Origin of the sequence: Streptomyces adustus (genome assembly GCF_009377175.1) — a bacterium.
GTDB lineage: Bacteria > Actinomycetota > Actinomycetes > Streptomycetales > Streptomycetaceae > Streptomyces > Streptomyces adustus.
In genome coordinates, this window is sequence record NZ_VJZD01000112.1 from 14,461 (window position 1) to 28,515 (window position 14,055).

A 14,055-nucleotide genomic window follows, 5' to 3' on the forward strand; every position below is an offset into this window, starting at 1 on the left:
GCAGAATGCTCGGAACGGATCGTGAGTGAAACAAGAACGATCAGGTCCGGGCACTATTTAAAGCGGGGACGCTACGCGCGTAGAGCGACCCCTTTCCCAAGGAGAGTGCGCCATCGACGCGTCCAGCAGCCCTCCGCTCACCGCCCCGTCGACAGTCGCGGTCGAGCTGGCGGGGATCACCAAGCGATTTCCCGGTGTCGTCGCCAACCACGACATCCACCTGACGGTCCGCAAGGGCACCGTGCACGCCCTGGTGGGCGAGAACGGCGCCGGCAAGTCGACGCTGATGAAGATCCTCTACGGCATGCAGAAGCCGGACGAGGGCACCATCGAGATCGACGGCGAGCAGGTCGCCTTCGGCAGCCCCGCCGACGCCATCACCCGCGGCATCGGCATGGTCCACCAGCACTTCATGCTGGCCGACAACCTGACCGTGCTGGAGAACGTGGTGCTGGGCAGCGAAAAGCTGTACGGCATCGGCGGCAACGCCCGTAAGAAGATCAAGGAGATCTCCGACCGGTACGGACTGGGCGTACGCCCGGACGCCCTGGTCGAGGACCTCGGCGTCGCCGACCGCCAGCGGGTGGAGATCCTCAAGGTCCTCTACCGCGGCGCCACCACGCTGATCCTCGACGAGCCGACCGCCGTGCTCGTCCCGCAGGAGGTCGACGCGCTCTTCGACAACCTGCGCGAACTCAAGTCCGAGGGCCTCTCGGTCATCTTCATCTCGCACAAGCTCGGCGAGGTGCTGTCGGTGGCCGACGACATCACCGTCATCCGCCGCGGTACGACCGTCGGCACGGCCGTCCCCGCCGAGACCACCCCGCGCCAGCTCGCCGAGATGATGGTGGGCAGCGAGCTGCCCACCCCCGAGACGGCCGAGTCGACCGTCACCGACCGGGTCGTCCTGGAGGTGCGCAACCTCACCGTGTACGCGAGCGGCGGCGCCTCCCTCGGTGAGCTCGGCGCGCAGCCCGAGACCGCCACGGCCGGTTCCTCCGGTGCCCCCGAGGGCGCCGACGTCCTCACCGAGGCCACCTCCCCCGGCGCGGCCAAGCGCGTCCTCGACGACGTCTCCTTCGTCATCCGCGCCGGCGAGGTCATGGGTATCGCCGGTGTCGAGGGCAACGGCCAGACCGAGCTGATCGACGCCCTGATCGGCCTGAAGAACGCCGACTCCGGTTCCGTGCACTTCCTCGACCAGGACATCACGCCGTGGCCGACCCGCAAGCGCCGTGAGTCGGGCGTCGGCTACATCCCCGAGGACCGCCACCGCCAGGGCCTGCTCCTGGAGGCCCCGCTCTGGGAGAACCGTATCCTCGGCCACGTCACCGAGAAGCCCAACGCCAAGGGCTTCTGGCTGGACCCCAAGGGCGCCCAGGCCGACACCCGCCGGATCGTCGAGGAGTACGACGTCCGCACCCCCGGCATCGACGTCACCGCCGCCTCCCTGTCCGGCGGCAACCAGCAGAAGCTGATCGTCGGCCGCGAGATGAGCCACAAGCCCAAGTTCCTGATCGCCGCCCACCCCACCCGTGGTGTGGACGTCGGCGCCCAGGCGCAGATCTGGGACCGCATCCGCGAGGCCCGCCGCGAGGGCCTGGCCGTGCTGCTGATCTCCGCGGACCTGGACGAACTGATCGGCCTGTCGGACACCCTGCGGGTGATCTACGACGGCAGGCTGGTCGCCGACGCGGATCCCGCCACGATCACGCCGGAGGAACTCGGCTCGGCGATGACCGGTGCCGCGTCCGGCCACCTGGAACACGTGGAGACCACGAAGCCCGTGGACACCAAGAAGTCCCTGGGAGCCGCGGAGACCGTGGAAACCACCGAGGAAGCTGCCGGTCCGGAGGACGAGGCCCGATGAAGAAGTTCGACAAGGAGCGCGTGCTCCTCGCGGTGGCCGGCCCGGTCATCGCGCTCGTCCTGGCGATCGCGCTGACCTCGATCGTCCTGCTCGCCTCGGGCAAGAACCCGATCGAGCCGTACACGCTGATGCTCCAGCAGCTGCCGTACTCGGACATCCAGGTCCTGATCATCAACCAGGCGTCCCTGTACTACATCGCCGCCATCGGTGTGGCGCTCGGCTTCCGGATGAACCTGTTCAACATCGGCGTCGACGGCCAGTACCGCCTCGCCGCGGTGATGACCGCCGTCGTCGGCGCGAACGTCGCGCTGCCGAGCGCCCTCCAGATCCCGCTGCTCCTGCTGGTCGCCATGTGCACCGGCGCCTTCTGGGCGGGCATCGCGGGCGTCCTGAAGGTCACCCGGGGCGTCAGCGAGGTCGTCGCGACGATCATGCTGAACGCCATCGCCACCAGCCTCATCGTCTACCTCACCCAGAAGGACGTGTGGGGCGTACAGGTCGGCAACAACATGACGACCGGCGTCATGCACGAGTCCGGCTGGTTCCCGGGCATCAACCTCGGCGCCGACGTCGGTGAGATCTACGGCCTGGTCTTCCTCGCGATCCTGCTGGGCGTCCTGTACTGGCTGGTCCTCAACCGCACCCGCTTCGGCTTCGACCTGCGCGCCACCGGCGCCTCGGAGACGGCCGCAGCCGCCTCCGGCGTCAGCGCCAAGCGCATGGTGCTGGTCTCCATGCTGATCTCCGGCGCGGTGGCGGGCCTGTCCGGTCTGCCGCTGCTGCTCGGCGACACCCACACCTACAGCCTGAGCTTCCCGGCGGGCCTCGGCTTCACCGCCATCGGCATCGCGCTGCTGGGCCGCAACAACCCGGGCGGCATCGCCTTCGCCGCCCTGCTGTGGGCGTTCCTCGACAAGGCCTCGCCCGCCCTCGACTACGCGACTCCGGAGGCCTACCCGAAGGAGATCGCCACGATCATGCAGGGCCTGATCGTCTTCGCGGTCGTCATCTCGTACGAGTTCGTACGCCAGTGGGGTCTGCGCCGTCAGCAGCACCGGGTCGGTGCCGAGCTGGCCGCCGCCGCCCAGAACACCAACAAGGAGGTGGCGGCCTGATGTCCACCGCGACCATCGCCAAGAAGCCGCAGGCGAAGCCCGGCAAGTCCGGCCGCCGCATGTCGCTGCCCGTACTCCTGCTGGTCATCGCGGGCGTGCTGGTCCTGACCTCGATCGTCCGGCTGATCACCGGCGCGGACGGCATCACCTCCACCGGCCAGATGTCCACCGCCCTGCGGCTGGCCGTGCCGATCGGTCTCGCGGGCCTCGGCGGCCTGTGGGCGGAGCGCTCGGGCGTCGTCAACATCGGCCTCGAGGGCATGATGATCCTCGGCACCTGGTTCGGTGCCTGGGCCGGCTACCAGTGGGGCCCGTGGGTCGGTGTGGCCTTCGGCATCATCGGCGGCGCGCTCGGCGCCGTCCTGCACGCCATCGCCACCGTGACCTTCAACGTCAACCACATCGTCTCCGGTGTGGCCGTGAACATCCTGGCGCTCGGCACCACCCGCTACCTGTCGAAGTTCACCTTCGAGAACGCTCCCGAGGGCTCCGCCAAGCAGTCCCCGCCGATCGACTCGCTGGGCACCTTCGACATCCCCGGCCTGTCCGACTGGCTGAACACGCTCAACGAGAAGCACTGGTTCCTGGTCTCGGACATCGCCGGCCTGGTCGGCGGTCTGATCACCGACCTGTCGCCGCTCACCGTCATCGCCGTCGCGCTCGTGCCGATCACCTGGTGGGTGCTGTGGCGCACCGCGTTCGGCCTGCGCCTGCGCTCCTGCGGCGAGAACCCGGTGGCGGCCGAGTCGCTCGGCGTCAACGTCTACAAGTACAAGTACATCGCCGTCATCATCTCCGGCGGCTTCGCCGGTCTCGGCGGCGCCTTCCTGTCGATCGTCGCGTCGAACGTGTACCTGGACGGCCAGACGGCCGGCCGCGGCTACATCGGCCTCGCGGCGATGATCTTCGGCAACTGGATGCCGGGCGGCCTCGCCCTCGGCGCGGGCCTGTTCGGCTACACCGACAGCCTCAACCTGCGCGGCGGCACGACCAACGTCCACGCGCTGATCCTGCTGCTGGCGATCCTGCTGGTGTTCGGCGCGGCCTACCTGGCCTGGAAGAAGAAGTACGTCCCGGCCGTCGTCACCGCGGTGATCGCCGCCCTGATGTTCGTCTGGTACACCTCCACGAACGAGGTCCCGCGCCAGCTGGTCACGGCGACCCCGTACATCGTCACGCTGCTGGTGCTCTCGCTGTTCGCGCAGAGCCTCAGGATGCCGAAGGCGGACGGCCTGCCGTACCGGAAGGGACAGGGCAAGTGACCCCGTCCGCCGACGTCGACTGGGCGGCGCTGCGCGCGCAGGCCAGGGACGCCATGTCCCACGCCTACGCCCCGTACTCCGGCTATCCGGTCGGCGTCGCCGCCCTGGTCGACGACGGTCGCACGGTCTCCGGCTGCAACGTCGAGAACGCCTCGTACGGACTCGGGCTGTGCGCCGAGTGCGGACTGGTCTCGGAGTTGCAGCGCACCGGGGGCGGACGGCTGACGCACTTCACGTGCGTGGACGGCAAGGGCGACATCCTCGTCCCGTGCGGCCGCTGCCGACAGCTGCTGTACGAGTTCGGCGGGGCGGATCTCCTGCTGGAGACCCCGGCGGGGATCCTGCCGCTCGCGGAGATGCTGCCGCAGGCCTTCGGCCCGGACCACCTCACCAAGTAACTCCCGTGCGGCCCCTCTGACCAGCGCAGAGGGGCCGCGCTCTTCGCACCCCCCGGAAGGAAAGCCATGGCCATGGACGCCATCTCCGTCATCCGTACCAAGCGGGACCGCGGCGAGCTCGGCGACGAGCAGATCGACTGGGTCATCGACGCGTACACACGCGGCGAGGTCGCCGACTACCAGATGGCCGCCCTCAACATGGCGATCCTGCTGAACGGCATGAACCGCCGTGAGATCGCCCGCTGGACCGCGGCGATGATCGCCTCCGGCGAGCGCATGGAGTTCTCCTCCCTCTCCCGGCCGACCGCCGACAAGCACTCCACGGGTGGCGTCGGCGACAAGATCACCCTGCCGCTGGCCCCGCTGGTGGCGGCCTGCGGCGCGGCCGTGCCCCAGCTCTCCGGCCGTGGCCTCGGCCACACCGGCGGCACCCTCGACAAGCTGGAGTCGATCCCCGGCTGGCGGGCGCTGCTCTCCAACGAGGAGATGCTGCACGTCCTGGACACCACCGGCGCGGTGATCTGCGCGGCGGGCGACGGCCTCGCGCCCGCCGACAAGAAGCTCTACGCCCTGCGCGACGTCACCGGCACGGTCGAGGCGATCCCGCTGATCGCCTCCTCGATCATGTCGAAGAAGATCGCCGAGGGCACCGGCTCCCTGGTCCTGGACGTCAAGGTCGGCACCGGCGCCTTCATGAAGACGATCGAGGACGCCCGGGAACTGGCCTCCACCATGGTGGGCCTGGGCACCGACCACGGTGTGAAGACGGTCGCGCTCCTCACGGACATGTCGACCCCCCTCGGCCTGACCGCCGGCAACGCGCTGGAGGTCCGTGAGTCGGTGGAGGTCCTGGCGGGCGGCGGCCCGGCGGACGTCGTCGAGCTCACCCTCGCGCTGGCCCGCGAGATGCTCGACGCGGCGGGCGTGAAGGACGCCGACCCGGCGAAGGCCCTGGCCGACGGCTCGGCGATGGACGTCTGGCGCCGCATGATCGCGGCCCAGGGCGGCGACCCGGACGCCCCGCTGCCCACCTCGAAGGAGCAGCACGTCGTCACGGCCGCCGCTTCGGGCGTGCTGACCCGCCTCGACGCCTACGACATCGGTGTCGCCGCCTGGCGCCTGGGCGCCGGGCGCGCCCGCAAGGAGGACCCGGTGCAGGCGGGCGCGGGCGTCGAGCTGCACGCCAAGCCCGGCGACACGGTCACCGCGGGCCAGCCCCTGCTGACCCTGCACACGGACACGCCCGAGCGCTTCGCGTACGCGCTGGAGGCGGTCGAGGGCTCGTACGACGTCGCCCCGGCCGACACGCCGTTCACGGCGTCCCCGGTGGTGCTGGAGCGTATCGCCTGACCTGCGGTTTTCCCTTTCGGGTGAACGGGACCGGTGGACCCTCGCCGGTCCCGTTCGGCATGCTTGCATCGGTGACGCACCGATTGGAGACCGCCATGAGCGCACTCACCGTGAGCCAGGACCCCGAGCAGAGCTGGGACGACCTCGTCCGGTTCTGGGAGGAGATGGAATGGCCCGAGGGCAGCAAGGTGGAGATCATCGAGGGGATCATCACCGTGTCACCTGCTCCCGCATACCGTCACAACCTCATCGCGGCTCGCATTCAGCGTCGCCTCTACTCCGTGATTCCCGAGGACTGGGAGGTTTTCCAGACCCTGGCCATCGCCGTGCCGTCGCGCCTGGGAATGCTCATCCCGGACATCGTGGTGGCTCCGGTGCGGGAGGGCGCGGACACGGACACCCACATCCCTGCGGCCCTGGCCGAACTGGTCGTCGAGGTCACCTCCAAGAGCAATTCCCGCCACGACCGCATCAGTAAGCCCGCTGCCTATGCCACCGCAGGCATTCCGCTTTATCTCCTGGTCGACCGCTGGGCTCCCGAAGGCCCCGCCGCGACGCTCTACGGAGACCCCAAGGGCGATGTCTACCGCCCGCTGAGCACCGTCAAGTTCGGCGAGGCGCTGAAGCTGCCAGCGCCCTTCGACCTCGTCATCGACACCGGCGAGTTTCCCGTCGACTGACCTTCGCTGTCAGCCCAGCAGCGCCGCGATCACCACCAGGACCGGTACAGAGGCCATCGTCGACAGCAGGATCGAGTCCCGGGCCAGGCGCTCGCCCACGCCGTAGCTGGAGGCGTAGGTGAAGAGGTTCTGGGCGGCCGGGAGGGCCGAGGTCACCACCACGTCGAGCAGCCTCGCTCCGTGCAGACCGAAGACGCCCACCGCCAGCGCCCAGGCCGCGGCCGGCTGGCCCACCGACTTCAGCGCGACCGACAGCAGCACCGGGAACCGGTCGGGACCCCGGCCCGGCAGTGTGCTGCCGCACAGCGAGATGCCGAAGGCGAGCAGGACCGCGGGCACCGACATGTTGCCGATCAGGGTGAGCGGGTCCATCACCGGGCCGGGGATGCTCAGCCCGGTCGCCGAGACGGTGACCCCGGCGAGCGAGCCGACCGCGATCGGATTGCGCAGCGGGGTGAGCAGCCGTCGCCACAGCGGTCCCTTGGCGCCCCCGCCCGACAGGTCCAGGATCGTCAGCGCGACGGGCGTGACACCGATCAGCTGGAACAGCAGCACCGGCGCCACCAGCGAGGCGTCGCCCAGCACGTACACGGCGATGGGGATGCCCAGGTTGCCGGAGTTGACGTAGCTGGAGCACAGCGCGCCGATCGTCGTCGTGCCGACGCCCCAGCGCCGTACGATCCCCACCGCGACGAAGACACCGGCCGCCGCGGCCGTGCTCAGCGCCGTGACCAGGAGCCTGCTGGAGAAGATCACCGACAGGTCGGCGCGGGCGAGCATGGTGAACAGCAGGGCCGGGGACGCCACGTGGAAGGCGAGCTTGGTCAGCACCTCGCGGCCGTGCTCGCCGAGATGGCCGCCGCGCCCCAGGACATAGCCGACGCAGATGACGATCGCGATGACCGCGAAGCCGCTCAGCACCCCCTGCACAGGACCCCCTCGGCGGACCCCGCCACGGACAGCGGCCGGGCGGGCGGCGAGGGCGGAACGGGCGTGGACGGAAGGGGTGGTGCCGGCTGCGTGGACGGTGTGGGCCGAGACGATATGTGGGACATACAGCGAACTCTCCGGCGGCGGCCTCCACAAGGTCAATGTGATCCGTACGGTGGGACACGGCCGGGCGCGGTACGACGCGATGAGTTACGGCCCGCCGCCCGGTCTACCGCACGTGGACGCCATGACACCCGCTGTACTCGTGCCGGCAGGACCCGTCACCCGGGAGGGCGTGGCGGGGCTGTGCGAGGACGTGCGGGCGGCGGTGCGGGCCTGTCCGACCCGGGTCGCCGTGGTCGACGTCGGCAGGCTGAGCGCACCCGGGCTCGGCGCCGTGGACCTGCTGGCGCGGCTGGAACTGGCCGCCCGGCGGGCCGGGGGCCGCATCCGGCTGCGGGCCCCCGATCCTTCGCTACGCGCCCTCCTGCACCTGGTCGGTCTCCGCTTCGAGGTGGAGGGGCAGCCCGAACAGCGGGAACCACCGCTTGGTGTCGAGGAAGAAGTGGAACCCGGTGAGCCGGCCGTCTGAGATCTCCAGGACCTGGATCGACCAGGGCGTGAACCCGCCGGCCTCGGGGTCGGGCTTGTAGTGGGCGAAGCCCGGCAGACCGTTCACCTCGACCGGCAGCAGGCGCGAACCCGCGCAGGACGCGCCCAGTGTCGTCATGAAGCCCGTGATGTCGTCGTGCCCGGTCAGCCACAGATCGAACGGCGGCATCGTCATGATGGCGTCCTCGTGCAGCAGGGCGGTCAGCGCCGTCATGTCGTAGCCCTCGAACGCCGCCACATAGCGTTCCAGGAGCTTCTGCTGCTCCTCGTCCAGCGGGTCGGAGACGGCCGCGTCCGCGCCGGACTGCTCACGCTCGGCGAGGGTCGCGCGGGCCCGTTGCAGCGCGCTGTTGACCGACGCGACCGTCGTGTCGAGCAGCTCGGCGACCTCGCTCGCCCGCCAGGCCAGCACCTCGCGCAGGATCAGCACCGCCCGCTGCTTCGGCGGGAGGTTCTGGAGGGCCGCCATGAAGGCGAGTCGCACCGATTCCTTCGCCACCGCCGCCTCCGCAGGGTCCTGGACCGCCGGCAGTACCCGGGCGTCCGGCATCGGTTCCAGCCAGGTGTGGTCGGGGCGGGGCGAGAGCGCCGCCCGGGCCAGCGGCGTCGACTCCGTCAGATCCATGGGACGGGCGCGCTTGTTGCCCGCGGTCAGCATGTCCAGGCAGACGTTGGTCGCGATGCGGTACAGCCAGGAGCGGAGGCTGGAGCGGCCCTCGAACTTCGCGTAGTTGCGCCAGGCGCGGACCATCGTGTCCTGCACCGCGTCCTCGGCCTCGAAGGCCGAGCCCAGCATGCGGTAGCAGTAGCCCGTCAGCTCGGTGCGGTGCCTCTCCAGCCTGATGTCGAGGTCGTCCGCCGTCGCCGTGCCGTCGCTCATGTGGTCCACCCACCCCTGTGGCCGTTCTGTCACGCGCCTGTGCGCCCCAGCACTCCGGAAGCTATCGCACCCCACTGACAAAGACCCCTGGACCGGACAAAAGACCTGGTCAGGCCAGCCGGGCTCGAACGACGGCGGGGCGCGACCCGATGCGGGCCGCGCCCCGGGACCGGCGGCGGATCAGGCCAGGGAGGGCTGGAGCCGGGCCGCCCGCGAGCCCATGACCGTGATCGTCACGACGCCGAGCACCGCCAGGACGCCGACGCAGACGGTCGCCGCCCAGCCGCCCGCGTGGTACGCCGCGGCGCCGGCCATGCTCCCCGCGCTGGAGCCGATGTAGTAGGCGGACTGGTAGAGGGCCGAGGCCTGGGCGCGGCCGGTGGTGGCCGTGCTGCTGACCGCCGAGGACGCCACCGCGTGACCGGCGAAGAAGCCCGTCGTGATCAGCACCAGGCCCGCCAGGACCAGCGGGAGCGTGTCGGCCAGGGTCAGCAGCAGGCCCGCCGCCGTGGTGCCGCCGGCCAGGTACAGGGCGCCGCGCCGGCCCAGCCGGCCGACCAGACGGCCCGCCGTGGACGCCGACACCGTACCGACCAGGTAGACCAGGAAGATCGAGCCGACGATGCCCTGCGGGAGCGAGAAGGGGGCCTCGGTCAGGCGGTAGCCGATGACCGTGTACACACCGCCGAACACCGTCATGAACAGCGCGCCGATCGCGTACAGGCGGCGCAGCAGCGGGTTGGCGAGGTGGTCGCGGACCGTGCTCAGCAGCAGCCGCGGGCGCAGCGAGCCCGGTGTGAAGTGCCGCGGGGCGGGCAGCAGCAGCCGGAAGGCCACCGCGCAGCCCACTGCGAGCACGCCGACCGCGCCGACGGCGACGCGCCAGCCCCACTCCTGCGCGACCCAGCCGGTGATCACCCGGCCGCTCATCCCGCCGACGCTGTTGCCCGCGACGAACAGACCGATCGCGGTGACCAGGGCCCGGGGGCGCACCTCCTCCGCCAGGTACGCCGTCGCCGACGCCGGCAGCCCGGCCAGCGCCGCGCCCTGGAGCCCGCGCAGTACCACCAGCCAGCCCAGCGACGGAGCGAAGGGGACCAGTATCCCGACCGTCACCGCGACCGTCAGCGAGGCCGTCATCACCGTACGGCGGCCGAACCGCTCGGACAGGGCGCTCATCGGCAGCACGAACAGCGCGAGTCCGCCGGTGGCCGCGGCCACCGTCCAGCTCGCCTGGCTCGCCGTGGCGGCGAACTCGCCGGAGATCAGCGGCAGCAGGGCCTGGGTGCAGTACAGGAGAGCGAAGGTGGCGACGCCCGCGAGGAAGAGCGCGAAGCTCATCCGGCGGTAGCCGGGGCCGCCGGGAGCCATGCGCGAGTCGGGGACGGAGACGGGTGCGACGGCGGCCACGGTGGTGGACGCCCCGGTACTGGCGGGAGACATACCTCGAACCTAGGCACCCCTTTTTCATCCGTCCAATGCACGGAATCGCCATAATCGTTCCCATGGTGCATCAGCAGAGGTCACAGGGGCGACTGTCACAGAGCAGTGACACAAAAGACAGGGGAGGCAGGGGAGACAGGGGCGACCGGGACGCCATCGTCGCGTTGCTCGCCCCGCGCCTGGTCCATTTCGCCGGCGTGGCCCGCACCGAGCACGTCACCCGCGCCGCCCAGGAGATGCAGGTTCCGCAGTCCACCCTGTCCCGGTCCATGGTCCGCCTCGAACAGGACCTGGGGGTGGAGCTGTTCGCCCGCCGCGGCCGTACGGTGTCCCTCACCCCCGCCGGGCGCACCTTCCTCACCTCCGTCGAGCGCGCCCTCGCCGAGGTCGAGCGCGCCGCCGACGAGGTCCGCGCCGACGCCGACCCCGCCACCGGCAAGGTCGCCTTCGGCTTTCTGCACACCATGGGCGCGGAGACGGTGCCGGGACTGCTGCACGCCTTCCGCGCCGACCACCCCCGGGTCCGCTTCAGCCTCGTCCAGAACTACGGCGAGGCGATGCTGGAGAAGCTGCGCGCGGGCGAACTGGACCTGTGTCTGACCTCGCCCGTGCCGGACGCGCCCGACCTGGTCGCCCGCCGCCTCGACGAACAGAAGCTGCGTCTGGTCGTGCCCGCCGACCACCGGCTGGCGTCCCGTCGCCGGATCCGCCTCGCCGAGGCCGCCGAGGACACCTTCGTCACCCTCGAACCCGGCTACGGCCTGCGCCGCATCACCGACGACCTCTGTCAGGAGGCCGGGTTCAAGCCCCGGGTCGCGTTCGAGGGCGAGGAGGCGGAGACACTGCGGGGCCTGGTCGCGGCGGGCCTCGGGGTCGCGCTGCTGCCACCGCCCGCCGTCGCCCGCCCGGGGGTGGTGGAGCTGACGGTGACCGCCCCGCGCGCGGTCCGCGAGATCGGCGTGGCCTGGCTGGACGGCCATCCGGACACCGCGCCGGTGGCCGCCTTCAAGAAGTTCCTGCTCTCCCGGCGCGGCAGCCTGCTCCCCGCCTGACGCGGCCCGCGGCAGGCGGCCGACCCCCGGGGGACGCCTCCCGCCGCACGGCCCGGTCCGGCCCCTCTCCACGTCCTGCGTGCCGCGTCCGGTGTCCCGCGTGCCGTGGGCGGCTTGCGCCCCGTGGCCCGGTCCGGGTCCTCCCCGGGCGCGGGGCCCAGGTTCCGTCTCTCCGGACGGCCCACGTCCGGCGTCCGGCGACCGGCCCCACGTCCGGCGTCCGGCGACCGGTCCCACGTCCGGCGTCCGGCCCCACGTCCGGCGCCGGCGCCTTCCGGCCCGTAGGCCGTCTCCCGGCCCGGGTGCCGCGCGCCGTTGTCCGTCTCAGCGGCGCAGCGACCTGCCGAATCCGGCGGCCAGCGGCATCCGCAGCCCCAGCGGGGGCGGGGCCGCCAGGGCGTCCTCGACCGGCCGGGAGAACGTCCGCCCGAACAGTGTCCCCATGACGAAGTCCTCCGCCAGCGCGTGCACTTCCTCCCGGTACTGGTGCAACCCGTGCCCGTCCGCGTGCACTTCGAACCGGCACACGTCACGGTTCGCCTTCTTCGCCCGTGCCGCCAGCCGGAAGGAGAGTTCGGGGTCGGTACGTTCGTCGTTCGTGCCGTGCACGATCATCACCCGGCGGCCGACGAGCTGTTTCACCGGTTCGGGTGTCGCGGCGGCGTCCTCCTCGGGCAGCCAAGGGGCGATGGCGAGCACGGAGTTGACGGCCTCGTGGCCACCCGCGTGCAGCGCGGCCCGTCCCCCCATGTCGACGCCGACGAGGCAGACGGAGACGTCCCCGTAACGCCGTACGGCCTCGTCCGCGGCCCAGACGGCGTCGCGCGCCAGATGCGCCTCGCTCCCGTTCCAGCCGCGCCAGCGATAGTGGACGACGTGCGCGGCCAGGCCCTCGTCCCGGCCCGCGCGGGTCAGACGGCGCCCCAACGCCCTTACGGAGGCGGCCGCGAGCATGGGCGAGGGTCTTCGTGAGGAGGTCTCCTCGCCGCCGGGTAGCAGCAGCACCACCCCGCTCACCGAAGACGTCTCCTGACCGAGTGGACGCCCCAGCCGGGCCGTGCGGACCGGTGTCGCTTGCTGTGCCATGACAGAACAGTGTCAGAAGTCGCGGTGTACGCCACCGGTCCGTGCGGTCACCGTTGCGTATCGGCGCGGGTGCGCCGCCGTCGATCTACGCGCGTAGGAGTTAAAGTGCGGAAATGACGAGCCAGACTGACCGGATCGGCACCACCCCGAGCTCGGACCAGATCCGCCGGGCACCCAAGGTTCTGCTGCACGACCACCTCGACGGCGGTCTGCGTCCCGGGACCGTCGTCGACCTCGCCCGCGCCGCGGGCTACTCCCAACTCCCCGAGACCGACCCCGAGAAGCTCGGCATCTGGTTCAGGGAGGCCGCCGACTCGGGCTCCCTGGAGCGGTATCTGGAGACCTTCTCGCACACCGTCGGCGTCATGCAGACCCGTGAGGCGCTGGTCAGGGTCGCCGCCGAGTGCGCCGAGGACCTGGCCGCGGACGGCGTCGTCTACGCCGAGGTGCGCTACGCCCCCGAGCAGCACCTCGAAGGCGGACTGACCCTCGAACAGGTCGTGGAGGCCGTCAACGAGGGCTTCCGGGAAGGGGAGCGGACCGCCCGGGGCAACGGCCACCGCATCCGGGTCGGCGCCCTGCTCACCGCGATGCGGCACGCGGCCCGTTCCCTGGAGATCGCCGAACTCGCCAACCGCTACCGGGACCTGGGCGTGGTCGGGTTCGACATCGCGGGTGCCGAGGCCGGCTTCCCGCCCACCCGGCACCTCGACGCCTTCGAGTACCTCAAACGCGAGAACAATCACTTCACCATCCACGCCGGTGAGGCCTTCGGGCTGCCCTCCATCTGGCAGGCCCTCCAGTGGTGCGGCGCCGACCGGCTGGGGCACGGGGTGCGCATCATCGACGACATCGAGGTCAAGGACGACGGGAGCGTCAGACTCGGGCGGCTCGCTTCCTATGTGCGGGACAAGCGCATCCCGCTGGAGCTGTGCCCCAGTTCCAACCTCCAGACGGGGGCGGCGGCCTCGTACGCGGAGCACCCGATCGGGCTGCTGCGCCGGCTGCACTTCCGGGCGACGGTCAACACGGACAACCGGCTGATGTCCCACACGAGCATGAGCCGGGAGTTCGAGCACCTGGTCGAGGCGTTCGGCTACACGCTCGACGACCTCCAGTGGTTCTCCGTCAATGCGATGAAATCAGCGTTCATTCCTTTCGATGAACGACTGGCGATGATCAATGACGTCGTCAAGCCCGGATATGCGGAACTGAAGTCCGAATGGCTGTTCCAGCAGACGGCCTCCACCAGCGACTCTGCGGCTACGGAGGCCTGAGGCGGGGGCGTTGAGGAGATCGGAATGCGGACGGTCGTCCATCGACCGTCCGCATTTCGGTGTTGGCGGAGGGTGGGCGGGCGTGATTACGGTCTTGGAC

The 14,055-nt window shown here is 70.9% G+C and carries 13 protein-coding genes; 9 read left to right on the forward strand and 4 right to left on the reverse strand.

The genetic code is table 11. From position 1 onward, the window contains the following. Positions 1-112: 112 nt before the first annotated feature. The 6 genes from FNH09_RS25250 (at position 113) to FNH09_RS25275 (ending at position 6,675) form a co-directional block, all read left to right on the forward strand. Positions 113-1,870, forward strand: coding sequence for an ATP-binding cassette domain-containing protein (locus FNH09_RS25250; protein ID WP_162469071.1), 1,758 nt, complete (start codon positions 113-115; stop codon positions 1,868-1,870). Continuing rightward, complete coding sequence (locus FNH09_RS25255) at positions 1,867-2,985, forward strand: ABC transporter permease (RefSeq protein ID WP_152891838.1); 1,119 nt, start codon at positions 1,867-1,869, stop codon at positions 2,983-2,985. The genes FNH09_RS25250 and FNH09_RS25255 overlap by 4 nt, the downstream gene beginning before the upstream one ends. Further along, a complete protein-coding gene (locus tag FNH09_RS48860; protein WP_152891840.1) occupies positions 2,985-4,247 on the forward strand; it encodes an ABC transporter permease in 1,263 nt (420 codons plus the stop codon). The genes FNH09_RS25255 and FNH09_RS48860 overlap by 1 nt, the downstream gene beginning before the upstream one ends. Continuing rightward, positions 4,244-4,645, forward strand: a complete 402-nt coding sequence (locus FNH09_RS48865) for a cytidine deaminase (RefSeq protein WP_162469067.1) — start codon at positions 4,244-4,246, stop codon at positions 4,643-4,645. The genes FNH09_RS48860 and FNH09_RS48865 overlap by 4 nt, the downstream gene beginning before the upstream one ends. A gap of 66 nt (positions 4,646-4,711) precedes the next feature. Beyond that, complete coding sequence (locus FNH09_RS25270) at positions 4,712-5,995, forward strand: thymidine phosphorylase (protein WP_152891842.1); 1,284 nt, start codon at positions 4,712-4,714, stop codon at positions 5,993-5,995. Positions 5,996-6,090: 95 nt separating this feature from the next. Next, on the forward strand, positions 6,091-6,675 hold the full coding sequence (locus FNH09_RS25275; protein ID WP_152891844.1) for a Uma2 family endonuclease: 585 nt from the start codon (positions 6,091-6,093) through the stop codon (positions 6,673-6,675). Between the two features lie 9 nt (positions 6,676-6,684). Here FNH09_RS25275 and FNH09_RS25280 read toward each other — a convergent pair whose 3' ends face one another. After that, the gene (locus tag FNH09_RS25280) at positions 6,685-7,605 is read right to left on the reverse strand and encodes an AEC family transporter (protein ID WP_162469068.1); all 921 of its coding nucleotides are present in this window, start codon (positions 7,603-7,605) and stop codon (positions 6,685-6,687) included. Between the two features lie 205 nt (positions 7,606-7,810). Between FNH09_RS25280 and FNH09_RS25285 the strand changes: the two genes are divergently transcribed. Continuing rightward, positions 7,811-8,197, forward strand: a complete 387-nt coding sequence (locus FNH09_RS25285) for an STAS domain-containing protein (RefSeq protein WP_152891867.1) — start codon at positions 7,811-7,813, stop codon at positions 8,195-8,197. On the opposite strand, the gene FNH09_RS25290 is transcribed toward FNH09_RS25285, so the two are convergent. Further along, complete coding sequence (locus FNH09_RS25290) at positions 8,081-9,097, reverse strand: sigma-70 family RNA polymerase sigma factor (protein ID WP_152891846.1); 1,017 nt, start codon at positions 9,095-9,097, stop codon at positions 8,081-8,083. The genes FNH09_RS25285 and FNH09_RS25290 overlap by 117 nt on opposite strands. Before the next feature lie 180 nt (positions 9,098-9,277). Beyond that, positions 9,278-10,540 carry an MFS transporter gene (locus FNH09_RS25295; protein WP_152891848.1) on the reverse strand — a complete coding sequence of 421 codons (1,263 nt, stop codon included), beginning with the start codon at positions 10,538-10,540 and terminating at the stop codon, positions 9,278-9,280. 62 nt (positions 10,541-10,602) lie between these two features. Here FNH09_RS25295 and FNH09_RS25300 point away from each other — a divergent pair, with 62 nt between their 5' ends. After that, positions 10,603-11,592: a LysR family transcriptional regulator gene (locus FNH09_RS25300; RefSeq protein WP_152891850.1), complete on the forward strand. Its 990-nt coding sequence runs from the start codon at positions 10,603-10,605 to the stop codon at positions 11,590-11,592. Between the two features lie 324 nt (positions 11,593-11,916). Here FNH09_RS25300 and FNH09_RS25305 read toward each other — a convergent pair whose 3' ends face one another. Continuing rightward, on the reverse strand, positions 11,917-12,678 hold the full coding sequence (locus FNH09_RS25305; RefSeq protein ID WP_152891852.1) for a prolyl oligopeptidase family serine peptidase: 762 nt from the start codon (positions 12,676-12,678) through the stop codon (positions 11,917-11,919). Positions 12,679-12,791: 113 nt separating this feature from the next. On the opposite strand from FNH09_RS25305, the gene FNH09_RS25310 reads away from it, so the two are divergent. After that, positions 12,792-13,955 carry an adenosine deaminase gene (locus FNH09_RS25310; protein ID WP_152891854.1) on the forward strand — a complete coding sequence of 388 codons (1,164 nt, stop codon included), beginning with the start codon at positions 12,792-12,794 and terminating at the stop codon, positions 13,953-13,955. Positions 13,956-14,055 lie beyond the last annotated feature (100 nt).

Coding starts and splice junctions, on each gene's coding strand:
- FNH09_RS25255 (WP_152891838.1), top strand. CDS start 1,867: ATGAAGAAGTTCGACAAGGAGCGCGTGCTCCTCGCGGTGGCCGGCCCG.
- FNH09_RS48860 (WP_152891840.1), top strand. CDS start 2,985: ATGTCCACCGCGACCATCGCCAAGAAGCCGCAGGCGAAGCCCGGCAAG.
- FNH09_RS25270 (WP_152891842.1), top strand. CDS start 4,712: ATGGCCATGGACGCCATCTCCGTCATCCGTACCAAGCGGGACCGCGGC.
- FNH09_RS25275 (WP_152891844.1), top strand. CDS start 6,091: ATGAGCGCACTCACCGTGAGCCAGGACCCCGAGCAGAGCTGGGACGAC.
- FNH09_RS25285 (WP_152891867.1), top strand. CDS start 7,811: ATGAGTTACGGCCCGCCGCCCGGTCTACCGCACGTGGACGCCATGACA.
- FNH09_RS25290 (WP_152891846.1), bottom strand. CDS start 9,097: ATGAGCGACGGCACGGCGACGGCGGACGACCTCGACATCAGGCTGGAG.
- FNH09_RS25295 (WP_152891848.1), bottom strand. CDS start 10,540: ATGTCTCCCGCCAGTACCGGGGCGTCCACCACCGTGGCCGCCGTCGCA.
- FNH09_RS25300 (WP_152891850.1), top strand. CDS start 10,603: ATGGTGCATCAGCAGAGGTCACAGGGGCGACTGTCACAGAGCAGTGAC.
- FNH09_RS25305 (WP_152891852.1), bottom strand. CDS start 12,678: ATGGCACAGCAAGCGACACCGGTCCGCACGGCCCGGCTGGGGCGTCCA.
- FNH09_RS25310 (WP_152891854.1), top strand. CDS start 12,792: ATGACGAGCCAGACTGACCGGATCGGCACCACCCCGAGCTCGGACCAG.